This is a genomic window from Wolbachia endosymbiont of Cylisticus convexus (assembly GCF_003344345.1).
This window is the reverse complement of the sequence record NZ_QPIP01000030.1, coordinates 1-16,056: the sequence shown is the minus strand read 5'-3', so window position 1 is coordinate 16,056 and position 16,056 is coordinate 1. Positions and strand designations below refer to the sequence as shown.

At 35.2% G+C, this 16,056-nt stretch carries 11 protein-coding genes and 4 pseudogenes; 8 read left to right on the top strand and 7 right to left on the bottom strand.

What is annotated here, in order from left to right; all coding sequences use genetic code 11:
- From Wcon_RS04350 to Wcon_RS04320, 7 genes and pseudogenes are all read right to left on the bottom strand, one after another.
- Positions 1 to 283, bottom strand: a pseudogene (locus Wcon_RS04350) (hypothetical protein); the annotation flags it as partial.
- A gap of 309 nt (positions 284 to 592) precedes the next feature.
- Positions 593 to 1,092 (bottom strand): annotated as a pseudogene (locus Wcon_RS04345) (hypothetical protein).
- A 16-nt stretch (positions 1,093 to 1,108) separates the two neighbouring features.
- Entirely contained in the window at positions 1,109 to 1,921 is an 813-nt protein-coding gene (locus tag Wcon_RS04340) for an AAA family ATPase (protein ID WP_114517341.1), read from the bottom strand.
- Between the two features lie 17 nt (positions 1,922 to 1,938).
- Positions 1,939 to 2,745 carry an ATP-binding protein gene (locus Wcon_RS04335; RefSeq protein ID WP_114517340.1) on the bottom strand — a complete coding sequence of 269 codons (807 nt, stop codon included), beginning with the start codon at positions 2,743 to 2,745 and terminating at the stop codon, positions 1,939 to 1,941.
- 24 nt (positions 2,746 to 2,769) lie between these two features.
- Positions 2,770 to 3,279 (bottom strand): sigma-70 family RNA polymerase sigma factor, encoded by a 510-nt coding sequence (locus Wcon_RS04330; RefSeq protein ID WP_114517339.1) that lies wholly within the window; start codon positions 3,277 to 3,279, stop codon positions 2,770 to 2,772.
- 42 nt (positions 3,280 to 3,321) lie between these two features.
- Complete coding sequence (locus Wcon_RS04325) at positions 3,322 to 5,385, bottom strand: AAA family ATPase (RefSeq protein ID WP_114517338.1); 2,064 nt, start codon at positions 5,383 to 5,385, stop codon at positions 3,322 to 3,324.
- A 1,985-nt stretch (positions 5,386 to 7,370) separates the two neighbouring features.
- On the bottom strand, positions 7,371 to 8,396 hold the full coding sequence (locus Wcon_RS04320; protein ID WP_237350032.1) for a virulence RhuM family protein: 1,026 nt from the start codon (positions 8,394 to 8,396) through the stop codon (positions 7,371 to 7,373).
- 241 nt (positions 8,397 to 8,637) lie between these two features.
- Between Wcon_RS04320 and Wcon_RS04315 the strand changes: the two genes are divergently transcribed.
- From Wcon_RS04315 to Wcon_RS04280, 8 genes and pseudogenes are all read left to right on the top strand, one after another.
- Positions 8,638 to 9,102 (top strand): RuvC family protein, encoded by a 465-nt coding sequence (locus Wcon_RS04315; protein WP_114517337.1) that lies wholly within the window; start codon positions 8,638 to 8,640, stop codon positions 9,100 to 9,102.
- Between the two features lie 108 nt (positions 9,103 to 9,210).
- Entirely contained in the window at positions 9,211 to 10,425 is a 1,215-nt protein-coding gene (locus tag Wcon_RS04310; RefSeq protein WP_114517336.1) for a DNA modification methylase, read from the top strand.
- Positions 10,426 to 10,438: 13 nt separating this feature from the next.
- A complete protein-coding gene (locus Wcon_RS04305) occupies positions 10,439 to 10,918 on the top strand; it encodes a hypothetical protein (protein WP_114517343.1) in 480 nt (159 codons plus the stop codon).
- A gap of 3 nt (positions 10,919 to 10,921) precedes the next feature.
- Positions 10,922 to 12,398: pseudogene (locus Wcon_RS04300) on the top strand (ankyrin repeat domain-containing protein).
- Positions 12,395 to 14,220: pseudogene (locus Wcon_RS04295) on the top strand (phage terminase large subunit family protein). The pseudogenes Wcon_RS04300 and Wcon_RS04295 overlap by 4 nt, the downstream one beginning before the upstream one ends.
- Positions 14,221 to 14,445 carry a gpW family head-tail joining protein gene (locus tag Wcon_RS04290; RefSeq protein ID WP_114517333.1) on the top strand — a complete coding sequence of 75 codons (225 nt, stop codon included), beginning with the start codon at positions 14,221 to 14,223 and terminating at the stop codon, positions 14,443 to 14,445.
- Positions 14,442 to 15,146, top strand: coding sequence for a glycoside hydrolase family 25 protein (locus tag Wcon_RS04285; protein WP_237350031.1), 705 nt, complete (start codon positions 14,442 to 14,444; stop codon positions 15,144 to 15,146). Before Wcon_RS04290 ends, Wcon_RS04285 begins: the two co-directional genes overlap by 4 nt.
- The coding region (locus tag Wcon_RS04280; protein WP_114517332.1) for a phage portal protein at positions 15,143 to 16,056 on the top strand (914 nt) is incomplete at its 3' end. The genes Wcon_RS04285 and Wcon_RS04280, both read left to right, overlap by 4 nt.

Sequence of the window (16,056 nt, the reverse complement as noted above, 5' to 3'; positions counted from 1 at the left end):
CTGTACTATTCTCTACAATAGAGCTGTTTTCTGTGCGCTGAATAACACCAGTACTACTCTCAACTATATAATCAATACTTGGCTGATAAATTGTTTGCCCTTGAAAAACTCTAGCATCTTTAACATGGTAGTGATCAAGCATTATTTCACCCTTAACGAAAGTTTTTTCTACTTTATGGCTACTTTCCCAACTTGAATCACCTGTTCCCCAAGCAAGATGGATAGATTGCTTTTTTATGCTAGCTGCTATTGCTGCTCGACCTGATTGTGTGAGTATTGACATGTTTGCCCCTCTTACTATATATATATACCGGATTTCTCACATGTTTTTCCGGAAAAAATGAAAATTTTTTTTGAAGTGCATTTCTATGCTTAAACATTCTTTTATCTTAAAAAACCAGAACTACTTTTTTCTTTCGAGAATATCGAAACAATGCTTTTTGACATATTGAAAATCAAAGCTCACAAACAGTTTCAAAAGATTCAGAATTTAACCATTTTATCGCTTCTTCTTTCAGCTTTACGTTTTTTCCTACTGCATCTTTCATAGCCCTCTCAATGACAGCAGTCCATAACTTTTCTTCGTCGTACCTCAAAACGGGACCCAATCATTTTGAACATTTTTATTTTGTTCTGGAGTAATAATTGTAGTAATCTTGTTTTTTTCTCCATATCGATCAGCTTCAATACCAACTTTTGCAGTAAATTCTAACCCGTTAAAATCAGCTATAGAGTTGATCTTTCTAGCAATAACTGCTTTTTCTGAAGTGTCATTTGAATGAATGTTCCGTGCTGACTCTAAAATACTTCTAAGCATAGAACGTCCAGCTTCTGCCCAAACATCTTCTCCTTCAACGCTTGCTTTGCCACTTTTAATGCAATTACTTGAAAAATCTTACGTTTTGCATATAGACCTTCAGTGACAGTAAATTCAGCGTTTAAATAGATGCTGCCAGTAGTGTAGCTTTTAGTGAACCAATTTTCATAACCTCCAGGCTTTATTGCCATTTTTACCTTGACTGTTGTACCTTTCGGTATTAAACTGCCCTGCAGTTTTGCGTTATTAAAATCAGTTAAAAAATCTGATAACATATTGTCCTCCTATAAATTAAGTAAAACTCCATTGGTCTACAAGCTCCCAATGACCATTTATCTTATCGACAAGCTTACTTGCCACACGTTCACCATTACGAAGCTCAAATACTATCTGGCGTACACTGCTTTCTTCATCATGAGCAAACATCACCATGCCAGTGCTATAAAATCCACGTAAAGATCCAGCACCGCTTAGGCCTTGAAATGGATCTTCTTCTAACATTTTTTTGGATAGTTTTTTTGTATGGTGGGTGAGTATTATGCCTGAATCTGGATTAATAATATTTCTCAGTCTTTCGAGTGTCTTTTGCAAAAAGAATAGCATAGCGCTATTGTCATTTTCATTGCCATATTCACTTGAGTTAAAAATGTTACGAAGAGGATCAATCGCAATAATATCAGGTTTAAAACGCTCTTTGACAACATTTTTAATTTCATCTATTTCTTCACTACTAAATGATAATTGCACTCTTGGCGTGATAATTAAGTTATTGGCAGCTACATTCAAAAGTTCGTTATCAAGTTGAAGTTGTTGCAACCGTTCTTTCATATATTCATATTCAATTTCAGTTTGCATGTAGAAAATTTTCAAAGGTCTATTTGGTGTCATACCAAGAAATGATCTACCAGCAGCCATGTGGACGAGCCATGAAATTAGAAAATCGCTTTTGCCAATTTTAGGTGGACCACCCAGTACCAATAGACCTCTTTTTGTCAGAATTCTTGGTGAGATTATATCTTTTGGTATTGGCGTTTGATCACTTAAATACTCCTTTACGCTGAAGAAAGGGATTTTTTGACCGATATTGAAAAAGCTTTGTTCCATAATAATTTCTCCAATTTTTAATTAAACAGCAAAGTTTTGGCTTTAATTTTCGCAAGTAATTTACCTAAATGCGGTTCTTCAACCATATTCAGGCAGCCACTGCGATCTTTAGCGGGATATCCCCAAGAGTTAATAGTCTGACAGACAAATGAGCGAACCTCTGTGCCATCATCTTTCTTGATTCCAACCATGCTAATTACTTCATCAACTATCCCTGGAATCTCACTAGCAGTTTTAGCCCCTTCACATTGAGGTAGCCAGGTTGAACGATTACAGTCATCGAGATATTGACCTAGTGTGCCAACTATGATGATGTCTTTATCTCTGATGTGTTGAAATTGATTGAGCCAAGCCATCATTTCTTGAGCAAGCATTCCGTAAGCAGCTCTCATGTCTTGCTTTCCACTTCTTTCAGAAAAAGCTTCAGGTTGCATTTTTGCCCATAATAGACATAAACGTGAAGCAACAGTTATACTATCTACAAAGATGCATCGGTATTTAGAAACTTCAGAAAGAAGATCTTTATACTTGCCAGATACATGTTCATGGTGTCTTTGGCTGTATGCTTGATCAGATTTTAGTGCAGGGTTTGGCTCACCAATAAGACAAGCAATATCTCTGGCCTCATTCCAAGTGCGCATATTGATAGAATCCCCTTTCCAGTCTTGTACAGCTAAAAGTCCTGCTTCAAAATCAAGACAAAGTGTTGTTGATTCATCGAGAGTTTTGAGTAAGCTAGTCTTGCCAATTCCGTAAGGTCCGAAGATTACCATTTTCACACCTGTTACTATTTTTGCTCTTTCTTTGTTGTTTATTATTTTCATGTTTTCCCCCCTTATGATATAGAGTTAGAAATCTCGTTTTAGGTATGTTTTTAGGTGGGAAAACTCTTTGCGTAGTTTGTTGATTGTGTCGTAGAGAGTTGATTTTGGTATACCAGTCCTTCTGGAAATTTCACAAATGCTGTGATCTTCTGCCAATAGTTTACATATTTTTCTTAACTCTCTAGGTAACTTTGCAATTGCTTCATTTACGTCAATGCGTACTGCGGAGCTATATTCAAGACTTTCATCGCTCTCTTCGTATAAAGCTTCATCAACAAAATTAATGGTACGTTTTTTACATAGTTCTTTCTCTTTTAAATTAAGAGCACGGCATTTAACGTACTGTTTTATAAAATGTCCTTCAAGTTCATTATAACCCTCAAGGCCAGGCAAACAGTCAAGTAAAAGATCTTGCTCAACATCTTCAATGTCTTTATAAGCAAAAGCTTTTCCTCTCTTCAGAAGCTTAGCATAGTGTCGTATGTGTTTAACAACTTTTGGGTTAATACCAATATAGGAATTTTTAGAATGCATATTTTGCCCCTCTAATTAAGAAATGATTAAAGTGTTAATAATTTAATTGTGATAAACCCAAGTATTTGGATTTTCTACAGGAATTACGCTGCCATAGTGTGGTGACTTGTAGTGTGTGGGTAGTAATCTGTGATAGACTGTAACCTTTTTATTCTTCTCTGGATCAAATATTTTTTCCCCAAATTCCATACCTTCAACGCAAAGTACTCCGTATTTGTTTCTTGCAGCGTTTTTGCCTTCTTTGTTGAATTTAACGTAGCCTTTGGTAGCAAGGACATCGAGACGATCACGTATAGAATGTGTACTGCCAAGACCTTCTTTATTTTCAAATGCCTGACAAAACTGATTAATTGTATAAGCATGACCCTTACGTCCTTCTGCACATATTAAGTCCAAGATGATGTCATATCTACGAGAACGTTCGGCATCTAGTTTTTCACCATAATCTTTATTCACTAGCCTATGTGACTCTGGATCAATCTCATACCAATGGTCATTAACTTTATCAACGCATTTTGGTGAAATGGAATGACCGTTACGTAACTCAAATATCAATTGACGATTGCTGTTTTTCTCATCCGGCCTAAACATGACCATTCCAGTAGTATAAAATCCCCTCAGACTACTTGCGCCACTAAAGCTTTGAAATGGATCTTCTTCCAATAACTTCTTTGGCATTTTTTTTGTATGATGCACTAAAATTACTCCAGCATCTGGATTGATTAGAGAACGCAGTTTTTCAACTCTCTCCTGGAGAAAGAAAATCATGGCATTATTATCATTTTCACTACCATGTTCATCAGCATCAAAGATATTACGCAATGGATCAATGGCAATGACATCAACTGTACTTGGATCAAAGATCTTTTCTGCTTCAGTGACAATGTCTTTAATGCCGTCTTCATTTAAAAGCAGCCTTGTTTGTGGTGTAATAGCTAAATTACAGGAAACTAATTTACGAACCTCTGGATCAAGTTTAAGTTGTTTCATGCGCTCACACATGTAGAAATAACCAACCTCTGTTTGAAGATAAAGAATTCGTAAAGGCTTAGTAGGTGACATGCTAAGAAATGATTTTCCTGCAGCCATATATGTAAGCCATGAGATGAGAAAATCGCTTTTACCAACCTTCGGAGCTCCACCAAATACTAAAAGACCACCTGGAGTTAAAACTCTTGGCTCAATAATATCACCTGGTCCAGAAGATTTTTCATTTAAGTATTGATCTGCAAGAAAGAAGGTAACGTTTTTTCTACATGGTATGCGAATAGTTGTAGCTAAAAACTTTTCAACATCTATCCCTTCTTGAATACAATCAGCAGCATCCCAAGTTTTTGGTTTATCTTGAGGAATCTTAAGTGTGACAAGTGATGCAACACCAAGTTCTAAAAGTTTCTTTTCAGCGTTTTTGGCATATTTATTGCCTGCTTCATCATTGTCTGGCCAAATGATAATATGTTTACCTTTTAGCAAAGTCCAATCTGTTTTCTCAATAGGTGAATTTGCCCCAAACATCGTCGTTGTTGCGGTTATGCCTTTATTTATTAAACTTTCAGCACATTTTTCACCTTCAACGAAAACAATTTTGTCAGATTTAATTATACCTGGAATATTATATAAAGGTCTTGGTTCCGGTGCAGTACTACTTGAGTTTTTTACATTAAAACAGCTATATCGTTTTCTTCCTGCAGCATCATAATAACGATAAATTTTAGCTATTACTTGGTTGTTTTCATCGTGGTAATCCCAATGTATTTCTGATTTATTTAAGTATTCCAACTGATTTGGTTGAAATGTTGAACGGCCAAGCCATTGTTCTATATCTTCTATGGTATCAAGAAACTTCGTCTTGCCAGTAACATCCCGCCAGAGATCAAATATATCACCACCGTCGCTCGTGGCAAAATCAACCCATAATCCGGCTTTTTCTCCTCTTATTTCTACTACTAAGCTTTTTCCCCTATCTCCCCTAATATTACCAACATAGAACTTACCGCCGTGGAAAGTACCATTTGGTAATAAGTAGGATAAAGATGATTCTATTCTTGAGAGTAGTTCTGCTTTTACTTCTGCTGCTCTTTCAAATAAAGCTTGCTTATCATGCATATTGTTTTCTCCTGTTAAAATAAGCTATGTTTGTTGACAAAATGTCTTTTTTTCTGTTACATAGCTCGTGATGATGTTCTTAAAGGCTGGTAATTTAAAATACAGTTATATGGGTAGAGAGATGTCTCTGTACCTTTTACTATAGTAATACCGGATTTCTCATAGGTTTTTCCGGAAGAGTAGAGAAATTTTTTTTCTAACAGCAAATATATGTTTATGAAAGTACATGTGTTCCCTTACTATATATATTCACCAAAATTTTAAAAACTGTAGATAGGTTTTTTGTCCAACAAATTTATATACACGCAAATTCGTCCGAAATTTTAAGAAGTCAGGTTTGAGATTACGATGATTTTAGGCAGTTTAGGTCAGTTTAGATTATAAAATGAAATCTCATTAAGCTGAGAAGTAGTCTACTGTAGGGTAGTTTAACATAATTTAAGGTTACAAGTCAAGCAAACTACTATAATATCATAAAAGGCTGCTCCTTGGCTGATTTTGAGTGTTTCTTAGTTTAGAGAAAAACCCTATTATTATAAATAATAAAAATAAGGTATATAATAATACCCTATTTATATTTTATATTTTTCATTCTTATTTATTCTTTAACCTTTGTAGATGACTCTCTAAAAAAAGGATTTGAGACAGGAAACGTTAAATTCTTTTTAGAAAATTTTCTTTACAAGGCATGAAAATTTTATTAAACTTACAGGTAAGTTTGCTTCGTGATAGTAAGACTACTGAAAATACCTTTTAGTTGAGTTTAGAGTTGTTTTATAAGCGATCTTTAATCAGGGGGTTGGTTTCCCACTTAAAAAGTGTAGCTAGCTTTAAAGAGAAACGCCTTTTTCATGTTTGTATCTTTGTGCCAAGAACTTTTTTACTACAGTAAGCAGAGATGACTAAGGTTGGTTTGTGAAATTTGCAAATTTGTTTTTTAGCTGGTAAAAGTTCTAACTACTTATGCATATAGGTGGACCATGTGATATCTGCATTTCATGATATTAGTAGACATAAACCTAGTTATTATAAGATAATTAAAGGTATCACTAAATTTTAATAGCCTTTAAAAATAGCTAAAGGTCACATTTTTATGGTAAATACCTAATCTACTACTGTGGCCTATTCTTCAAAGTAAGGTTTTAAGGAGTAAAAAGCCGTTCTGAGTTTTGTGATTTCCAGCAAAATTTCAAAATAAGGAAATAGAAATATAATACACCTAAACCATTGAAATTCTGCATTTTTATCCATTTAATACCTATAAGACGTTATTTTTCCATTTCCAGAAGACTTAACGAATCAGATCGCCCTAAATAAAAATACAACACAGAGACAAAAATATGAAAAACCTACTATTGCATTTTGGATAACCTAAAAAAGATAAATGCTTACAAAAGACAAGATAGCTGATAATAGCGTTTTAAAAAGATTCTACAACTTCAGGGCACCAATTGTACAACCAGGATCTAAATTACTCATGTAAGGTAGCTTAAAACTCGATTAAGAGTCATTTTAAAATTATTTCTTACCTTAAACTTTTACTCACTATAAAAAAGCCTCACCTTAGCCTATCACGTTTTTTATTTGTTGTAAAATATTTTTTCAAAAAGTGAACAGTTTTTGTAATTTTGGTGCAACAAGAGCTGGTTATTTTAGAGGTCTTATAGAAATATAACAACTTTTATCTAAAACTCTTAAGTTGAGTCTTTAGGTAATCTCTAATAAATAATTTGTAGATGAAGCTAAAGGAAAAAAGTTTGAAGTTGCTGCCATAAACATAAGCTACAAAACCCTTTCAATAGTTCAAGATGGAGACAAAGGTCTAAATTTATTTATTTACGTCTCCAATTTTATCGCGTACAATGGAGACAAAGATTTATGTTTTCACTATTTATTGGCAGATAGGGCTTTCTAAAGGGTGGGGACAATTTTTCACCCCCCTTGAAATTAAAATAAAAGCAAGATGTCAAACACAGATAGCTCAACTACAAGCTGGTTTTTGTTGTAGTTATTTTCTCACTTTCTTTACTTGCTTTAATTAATTCATCAAAATCAGATTCATGTAATTTGTCCTGTATAACTCTGTACTTTTCGTATTCTCCTTCAGCTAGAGCTTTTGCAACTTCAGCACTAACTTTACCAGCATCTTTAAGTACTTCATAATCATTGAACAATAGAAATGCATCCAACTTTTCAACCCAATTCTGCATTTTCATTAGCCGATGCTTTCTTGCTTGAAGTTCCGCATAATCTAGATACATCGAAACAATATGATTTAGTTCACTCAACTCTTTTTCAGTCAAGTAGTTTTTTGCAGTACTCACATCACTCTTATGAATTTTGTTGCCAGGACCATCTTTCCATGTAGTTAGCCCCATATTTGGTTTTTTGTGGTCAGCTCGAGAATATATTAGCTCTGCTGCAGTCAGGCCATAAATCGCCCAATATAATTTATTCTGTACTTTTGCATAAAATTGTTTTGTTATTTCTGAATTTGGATCATAGTCTGCAGAGCATTCAGCATAAATGTCAGTAATCTTCTGGTAAAACCTACGTTCGGATGCTCGTATTTCCCTGATTTTTTCAAGTAATTCATTGAAGTAGTCTTTGCCAAACTTTGGGCCGTTTTTTAGCCGTTCGCTATCTAATGCAAATCCTTTGATGATGAAATCTCTCAAAATTTTTGTAGCCCATACTCTGAAAGATGTAGCCTTTTTAGAATTAACTCGATAACCAATAGCTATAATTGCATCCAAATTATAAAATTGTGTAGGGTACTGTTTACCATCTTCAGCAGTATTCCGGAAAATCCGGATAACTGAATCTTTATCTAACTCTTGACTAGCAAATATGTTCTGTAAATGCTCACTAATTGTTCTAATATTAACATCAAACAACTCCGCCATTCTTTTTTGTGTAAGCCAAATGTTTTCATCTCGATACAAAACATCAATTCTCACGTCTCCATCTGGAGTTGTATATAATAAAATTTCGTTTTCATTTATTATCATATCTACTCTACCTTACTTCAAGTAGCATATAGGTTATTTGTAAAAAAGACAAGCAACTGTAAAACTCTAAAAATAGAGAACTATCTACTTTATTCTTTAGCTGGTAAGCAGTTTTGAAATTATTTTAACTTTTTTTTTAGAAAATCCCGGAAAAAGTAGTAAGAAATCCGGTATATATATAATAGAAGGGCATTGTTTCAACGAGGTTAGTTTACCTCTACGCGCTTCAAACATAAAGAAAATGTCAATCCTAACACTGGACCTCGGCAAACAGACAGGCTGGGCAATTCTAACAGATGGAGTAATTGAAAGTGGAAGCAAAAGTTTTCATGGTAGCCGTTTCAGTGGAGGCGGAATGTGCTTCTTAAACTTTTGTAATTGGCTTAATTCTTTGAAAGACATTTCTGCAGTTTATTTTGAAGAAGTGAGAAGACATCTAGGAACTGATGCAGCTCATTGCTATGGTGGTTTTCTTGCAGTGCTGTCTGCTTGGTGTGAAGAACATCATGTGCCATACAAAGGTGTTAATGTTAAAACTATAAAACGCTTTATAGCAGGCAAAGGTAATGCAAGTAAGAGTGAAGTGATTGAAGCTGTAAAGGAAAAAGGTTTTTTACCTAGAGATGATAATGAGGGGGATGCTTTGGCATTAATGTTCTACGTTATGAATCTTAGTAAAGATTTTAATGTATTAAAAATACCATAAAAGTGGGTCCTTTCAGCCATACTGGCGGGTTTGGTGGGTCAGACCCCAGGCCTTCTTTAGCGTCAGAGATATTTTGAATATTAACTTTTTAATTAGTACAGTAATTATATGAATTTAGCAATCCACTACTATCCTACTCGAAATCTGGTCGAATATGAGCGTAATCCACGTAAAAATGATGACGTAGTAAACAGAATGTGTGCTTCAATCAGGGAATTCGGCTTTCGTATACCAATAGTTGCAAAAAGCGATGGAACTATGGTTGATGGTCATTTAAGACTTAAAGCAGCAAGAAAACTTGGTATGGAGAGTATTCCTGTTGTTTTAAGTGATAATCTAAATGAACCACAAACCAAAGCTTTTCGATTACTGGCAAATCAATCAGCTAATTGGGCAAAGTGGGATGATGATCTTTTAAAGGTAGAAATTCAAGAGTTAGAAGATTTGCAGTTTGATCTTAAAATGACTGGATTTGAATTAGAAAAAGTTCAAAACTTTCTTGATGATTTAGATAGAGAAGAAGAAGATTTTTCTGACTTGGTTGGTGATGAAAAAAGGGTAGAAATAACAAAACCAGGGGATTTATGGATTTTAGGTGATCATCGAATCTATTGTGGTGATAGCTCTGTAGTTGAATCATATAAAGCGCTGTTAGATGATAAAACGGCAGACATTACTGTTTGTGATCCTCCATATAATGTTGATTATGTTGGTAGCCAAGATAAAAAGATATTAAACGATAATCAAGGTGAAAAGTACGAACTTTTTCTCTACGATATCTGTTCCCATATTTTAGCATATACGAAAGGTGCAATTTACATTTGCATATCATCATCAGAGTTTTCAACGTTGCAAAAAGCATTTGAGGAAGCGGGAGGAAAATGGTCAACTTTTATCATTTGGGCGAAGAATCACTTTACGCTAGGAAGATCAGATTATCAAAGACAATACGAAGCAATGCTTTATGGATGGAAAAGCGGCAATAAACGTGAGTGGCATGGAGGTAGAAATCAAAGTGATCTATGGTTTTATGATAAGCCAACACATAATACACTACATCCAACGATGAAGCCAGTAGAGCTAATGGAGAAAGCAATAGTTAATAGCAGCAGACCTGGAGATATCGTACTTGATCCATTTAGCGGTTCTGGCAGCACACTGATTGCATGTGAGAGAACAGGAAGAATTTGCAGAACAATAGAGCTAGATTCAAAATTTGTAGATGTAACCATAAAACGTTGGCAAATATACACAGGTAGGAAGGCAATTCTATCTGGTACTGACAAAACTTTTGCACAAATTCAAGAAGAAAAACAGCAATAAAGGGGCAAAAAAAGTGGAAAAGATCACACAAACGGAATGGGCAAAAGAACTAGGAGTTTCAAAGCAATATGTCTGTTATTTAGTAAAAAAAGGAATAGTTGAGTTGGAGGATGGTTTGATCAATAGAGAGCAAGCAAATGAAGCGGTAGCAGCAATAAGAGATCCAAGTCAGCCACTGAGGAGGAAAAATCCAGAAAACGAAAATACAAGTAACCTTTCCACAATGTTGCTTAAAACTCGAATAAAAAATGAAATGGAACGAGGTAAACTACTTGAGGCGAAAGCTAAGGCTGAGATAGGAGAACTTGTAGCAGTAGAGGAAGTAAAGCGCGATGCATTTAACGTAGCAAGAGTTGTCCGTAATAATTTGCTTAATATTCCAAATAGAGTTTCAGCACTACTTGCATCACTGAGTGACACTGAAAAGATTCATATGGCGCTAACTGAAGAGATTACAAACTCATTACAAGAATTATCTAATATTAAGTTTTAAATAATGTCTGCTAACTTAAGTTTAGAATTAATAAAGTGTCTCATTAATCAACCAGGAGTGGATGTAAATGTTAGAGGATTAAATGGAAAGACACCGCTGCATTATGCAGTAGAAATTAACGAGTTTGGTATGGTTGCACTCTTACTGAACAGGAAAAATATTAATCCACTGATCACTGATGATGATGGTAAAAGTGCGCTCTCTTGTGCAAGAGAAGAAATATTACAGGCGCTAATTAATAACAAATACGGATCAGAGCAAGATAGCTTACTCCACTTAGCTGCGATGTTGAATGAAGCAAATGCTGTAAGGTTTTTACTCGACAAAGGGGTTAATGTTAATGAGCAGAATGCTCTACTACATACAGCATTACACTTAGCAGCAGGAGCTGGAAATGAAGAAATAGTAGAAATTTTAATTAGAGAAGGAAATGCGGATAAGGACATTCTTGATGCGAGAAATCACGCAGCAATTCATTATGCAGTAAACAACAAGAAAATAGGAGTAGTAAAAAAACTAGTAGACCTCGATGCAAATGTAAATAGGACCGGTAGTGGAGAAAATGCAACAAAGTTATCACCTCTTCACAATGCTGTAAGCGTTAGCAATTATGATGAACGAGATTTGTGTTTGGATATTGTAAGGTGTTTAACAAATGCTCCAAACTCCAAGGTCAATTTACAAGACTATGAAAATAAAACACCATTACATTATGCTGAAAGACTTAAAACAATAGAGGTTTTACTAACGCGAGAAGATATAGATCCTTTGATTAGAGATGATAAAGGCAAAACACCATTTTGTTATGCAAGAGAAAGGAATAAACAAGATATAGTGGAAATTTTAATGAGTAGTAAATATGGAGAAGATAAAAACAGTTTACTTCATTTAGCTGCAAAAAAAGGATATGAGGAGTTCCTAGAAGAGATTTTAGAAGAGGGAGTTGAAGTAGATATTTTAAACAATAAAGGAGAATCAGCGATATATCTTGCAGCAATAAATAGACATTTTAATATAGTAAAATTACTGCTAAAGAAAAGAGCAGATGCTACAGATGTTTTTCAGTACGCAATAACAACAAATAACGTAAAACTGATAAAGTTATTAAGCAAAGAAAAAGATATAGTTTTATTTGGAAAAAATGACAACTTTCCAACGTTTCATTTATTGAGCAATAAATATTTTGAAGAAAGGAAAATAGCAGACAAAAAAATAAAGAAATATATCAATATCATCTGTGTTTCTATAACAGTATGTGCAATAGCGATAGTGGGAATTTACCCTAACATTATAGCTGCAGTAATGGTGGGAATAGTTGCACTCATAGCTGCAATAGTAATGAGTAATTTAATTCAGAAGTATATAGAAGAAGCGCTTGAAAAGAAAATGTTTATTGAACTCGAAAGTGAGAAAACAAGTGAGAGCGTAAGTCCTAATTTAAGTGATGTTATCTAATGATGGTGAAGAGCTAGCAATATGATATACGCCACATCATTTTCTGAAGGTTTAAAACCAGATCCAGAGCTTAAAGTATCAGAGTGGGCGAATGAGTATCGAGTTCTAGCACCAACTGCAGCATCAGAGCCAGGAAAGTGGAGAACGGAAAGAACTCCTTATTTAAAAGAAATCATGGATTCACTTTCTCCGTCCTCACCAGCAGAAAAAGTAGTATTTATGAAGGGAGCGCAGATTGGAGGAACAGAAGCTGGCAACAATTGGATTGGCTATATCATCGATCAAACACCAGGACCAATGCTAGTAGTACAGCCAACAGTTGAAATGGGAAAGCGTTGGTCAAAAGGAAGATTTGCGCCACTGATTGAAAGTACACCATGTTTAAAAAGTAAAGTAAAAGACCCAAGATCAAGAGATTCAGGCAATACTGTACAAAGTAAGGAATTTCCAGGTGGAATAGTAGTAATAACCGGAGCAAATAGCAGTGTAGCACTGAGATCTATGCCAGTAAAATATCTCTTTCTTGATGAAATAGATGCCTACCCAGGAGATTCAGGAGGAGAAGGAGATCCAGTACTGCTCAGTATTGCACGAACTAATACATTTGCACGGCGAAAGATTTTTTTAGTGTCAACGCCAACGATTCATGGAATAAGCAGAATTGAGAAAGAATTTGAAGCAACAGATAAGAGATATTTTTTTGTACCATGTCCGCATTGTAATTATTACCAAATATTAAAATGGTCACAAATTAAATGGGAGAACAACGACTCAAGAACAGCACATTATGTCTGCACTGAATGTAGCGGCAAAATAGAAAATCATCAAAAGACAGAGATACTTGAGCGTGGAGAATGGAGACCTACTAATAGAGTAAAAGGTGAGAAAAAAGGATTTCATCTTTCAAGTCTTTACAGTCCAGTTGGTTGGTATAGTTGGCAACAAGCAGTAGAAGATTTTCTCCATGCCAAAGAAAGTGAACAATTACTGAAAGTTTGGATAAATACTACGCTTGGAGAAACTTGGGTAGATAAAGGAGAAGTACCAGACTGGAAGCAATTATTTAACAGAAGAGAATTTTTTCAGATTGGCACAGTACCAAAAGGCGAAGTAGTTCTCACAGCAGGAGTTGATGTCCAAAAAGATCGTTTAGAAGTAGAAGTTGTAGCCTGGGGAAAAAGCCGCGAAAGTTGGTCAATAGACTATCGAGTATTTGAAGGAGATACAGGAGGTGGAGAAGTATGGGGAAAGCTTTCGGAGCTCCTCAATCATCATTTTATCGGTGAAAATGGGCTTGAATATATGATAAGTATGATGGCAGTAGATGCTGGATATGCAACGCAAGAAGTATACAACTGGGTAAGAGGTCATCAAGGATCTGGAAGAGTAATGGCAGTCAAAGGTGTAAATAAAGCCCTAGTGCCACTTAGCAGCCCAAGTAGAGTTGATATAACAGTTGGTGGTCAAAAGCTAAAAAGAGGAATAAAGCTCTGGCCAGTAGGAGTATCGATATTAAAGTCAGAGCTTTTTCAGCTACTTAATATTTTAAAAGAAGAAGAGAAAGTGCCAGCAGGATACTGTCATTTTCCTGAGTATGCACCCGAATATTTTAAGCAGTTAACGGCAGAGCAATTAGTCAGTAAGGTAGTAAAAGGATACACCAAACAGGAGTGGCAAAAGGTAAGAGAAAGAAATGAAGTACTAGATTGCCGAATTTATGCAAGAGCTGCATCGATAGCACTGGGAATAGACAGATGGCCAGAGAGTAAATGGAATAGTTTAAGTGAAAAACCGGAAAATAAAAATCAAAGAAAATAGTCAAAAGCAAATGGATCAGCAAGCAATAAATGTATAACGAAGATTATTTAATTCAAGTTGAACAAGCAATAAAGAAGCTTCAGAGTGGCGAAAGAGTGGTATCAATTGCATATGGTGATCATGTTGTGAGATATGCTGAAGTTCAGATAAAGGATCTACTGAGCTTAAGACAACGCATCAAAGGTGAACTAAAGATTGCTGGAATGAAGCCTAAACGAAAGATTATTTTTGCAACAAATAAAGGAGTTATATGAGGGAAAATTTTCTGAGAAAAGTTGTAAAAGAGGAATATTCTGAATTTTTAGAGCAATTAAAAACTTTCATAAAACTATGGGACAATAGAGAGAGTTCAGTAAATGGAATAATAGATTTGTCACATTGGCAAGAAAATGTGGATTTTGAGTTAGCTAAAGAGAGTGGTATAGTTGGAGTAATTCATAAGGCAACGCAAGGAACAGAGTACATAGATTCAAAATACAAAGAAAGAAGAAAAGAAGCTGAAGACTTGGGTCTATTATGGGGTTCATATCATTTCGGTGTAGGGGAAGATGGAAAGGATCAAGCAAATCACTTTTTGAATACAGTGGGTAAAGCTAAAAATACAATTGTTGCTCTTGATATTGAAGAGAACGAAAGTGGAAAAAATATAGAACCAAGACAAGCAGAAGATTTTATTAAAAAAGTTCAAGAAGAAACAGGGCGTTCACCTTTAGTGTATGGAGGTGCTAATTTTTTGAAAGATTTTGCCACACCAATTTTGACTAAATGTCCATTATGGATAGCAAGATATGGAGATCAACCTGTTTTACCGCAAGGCTGGAATAAGTGGATTTTATGGCAATACACCGACGGTAAAAATGGTCCAGAGCCACATGAAGTAAGTGGAATCGGAAAATGTGACAGAAATAAATTTAACGGCACATTAAAAGAATTAAGAGAATTTTGGTTAGTATGATGCTGAAAAATTTCAAACAACTATTTAGCAAGCCAAAAATCAAAAGTTCAGCCTGGGATGCAGCAGGCTCAGGAAGAAGGGTAATGTATTGGCAAGGAGAAGCGGGAAGCATAAATAATTTGCTTTCTCAAAGCCTTGAGCACTTGCGTAGCCGCTCTCGTGATATGGTAAGAAAAAATCCATATGCAGCAAATATTATTGATACAATAGTAAGTAACTCTATTGGAACAGGAATAAAACCGCAATCAAAAGCAAGAGATGGAGAATTTCGAAAGAAGGTGCAAGAATTATGGCTAAAATGGACAGATGAAGCAGACAGTAACGGAGTAAGTGATTTTTATGGATTACAAGCTCTAGTATGCAGAAGTATGATAGAGGGAGGAGAATGTTTTGTACGCCTCCGAAATCGTAAACTCGAAGATGGATTTTCTGTACCATTACAACTGCAAGTACTTGAGTCTGAACATTTAGATAATAAAACAAATCAAACTTTAGGAAATGGTAATGTAATAAGAAACGGGATTGAGTTTAACAGGCTTGGGCAAAGAGAAGCATACTACCTATTTAAAGAACACCCTGGTGAAAATACCTTTGGAGAGTCAGTAAGAGTGCCAGCAAACGATGTTTTACATATCTATAGACCACTAAGACCTGGGCAAATTAGGGGAGAGCCATGGCTTTCTAATATACTGCTAAAGCTTTATGAACTTGATCAATACGATGATGCAGAATTAGTAAGAAAAAAGACTGCTGCGATGTTTGCAGGGTTTATTACAAGACTCGATCCTGAAGCAAATATTTTAGGTGAGGAGCAAGCAAATGAGCAAGGAGTAGCACTATCTGGCCTAGAACCTGGAACAATGCAGCTTTTAGACCCAGGAGAAGATATAAAATTTTCAGAGCCATCAGA

What these genes read in the sequence shown, in the direction of transcription:
- Wcon_RS04340 (WP_114517341.1), bottom strand. Translation starts at nt 1,921, where the DNA reads ATGGAACAAAGCTTTTTCAATATCGGTCAAAAAATCCCTTTCTTCAGC.
- Wcon_RS04335 (WP_114517340.1), bottom strand. Translation starts at nt 2,745, where the DNA reads ATGAAAATAATAAACAACAAAGAAAGAGCAAAAATAGTAACAGGTGTG.
- Wcon_RS04330 (WP_114517339.1), bottom strand. Translation starts at nt 3,279, where the DNA reads ATGCATTCTAAAAATTCCTATATTGGTATTAACCCAAAAGTTGTTAAA.
- Wcon_RS04325 (WP_114517338.1), bottom strand. Translation starts at nt 5,385, where the DNA reads ATGCATGATAAGCAAGCTTTATTTGAAAGAGCAGCAGAAGTAAAAGCA.
- Wcon_RS04320 (WP_237350032.1), bottom strand. Translation starts at nt 8,396, where the DNA reads ATGATAATAAATGAAAACGAAATTTTATTATATACAACTCCAGATGGA.
- Wcon_RS04315 (WP_114517337.1), top strand. Translation starts at nt 8,638, where the DNA reads ATGTCAATCCTAACACTGGACCTCGGCAAACAGACAGGCTGGGCAATT.
- Wcon_RS04310 (WP_114517336.1), top strand. Translation starts at nt 9,211, where the DNA reads ATGAATTTAGCAATCCACTACTATCCTACTCGAAATCTGGTCGAATAT.
- Wcon_RS04290 (WP_114517333.1), top strand. Translation starts at nt 14,221, where the DNA reads ATGTATAACGAAGATTATTTAATTCAAGTTGAACAAGCAATAAAGAAG.
- Wcon_RS04285 (WP_237350031.1), top strand. Translation starts at nt 14,442, where the DNA reads ATGAGGGAAAATTTTCTGAGAAAAGTTGTAAAAGAGGAATATTCTGAA.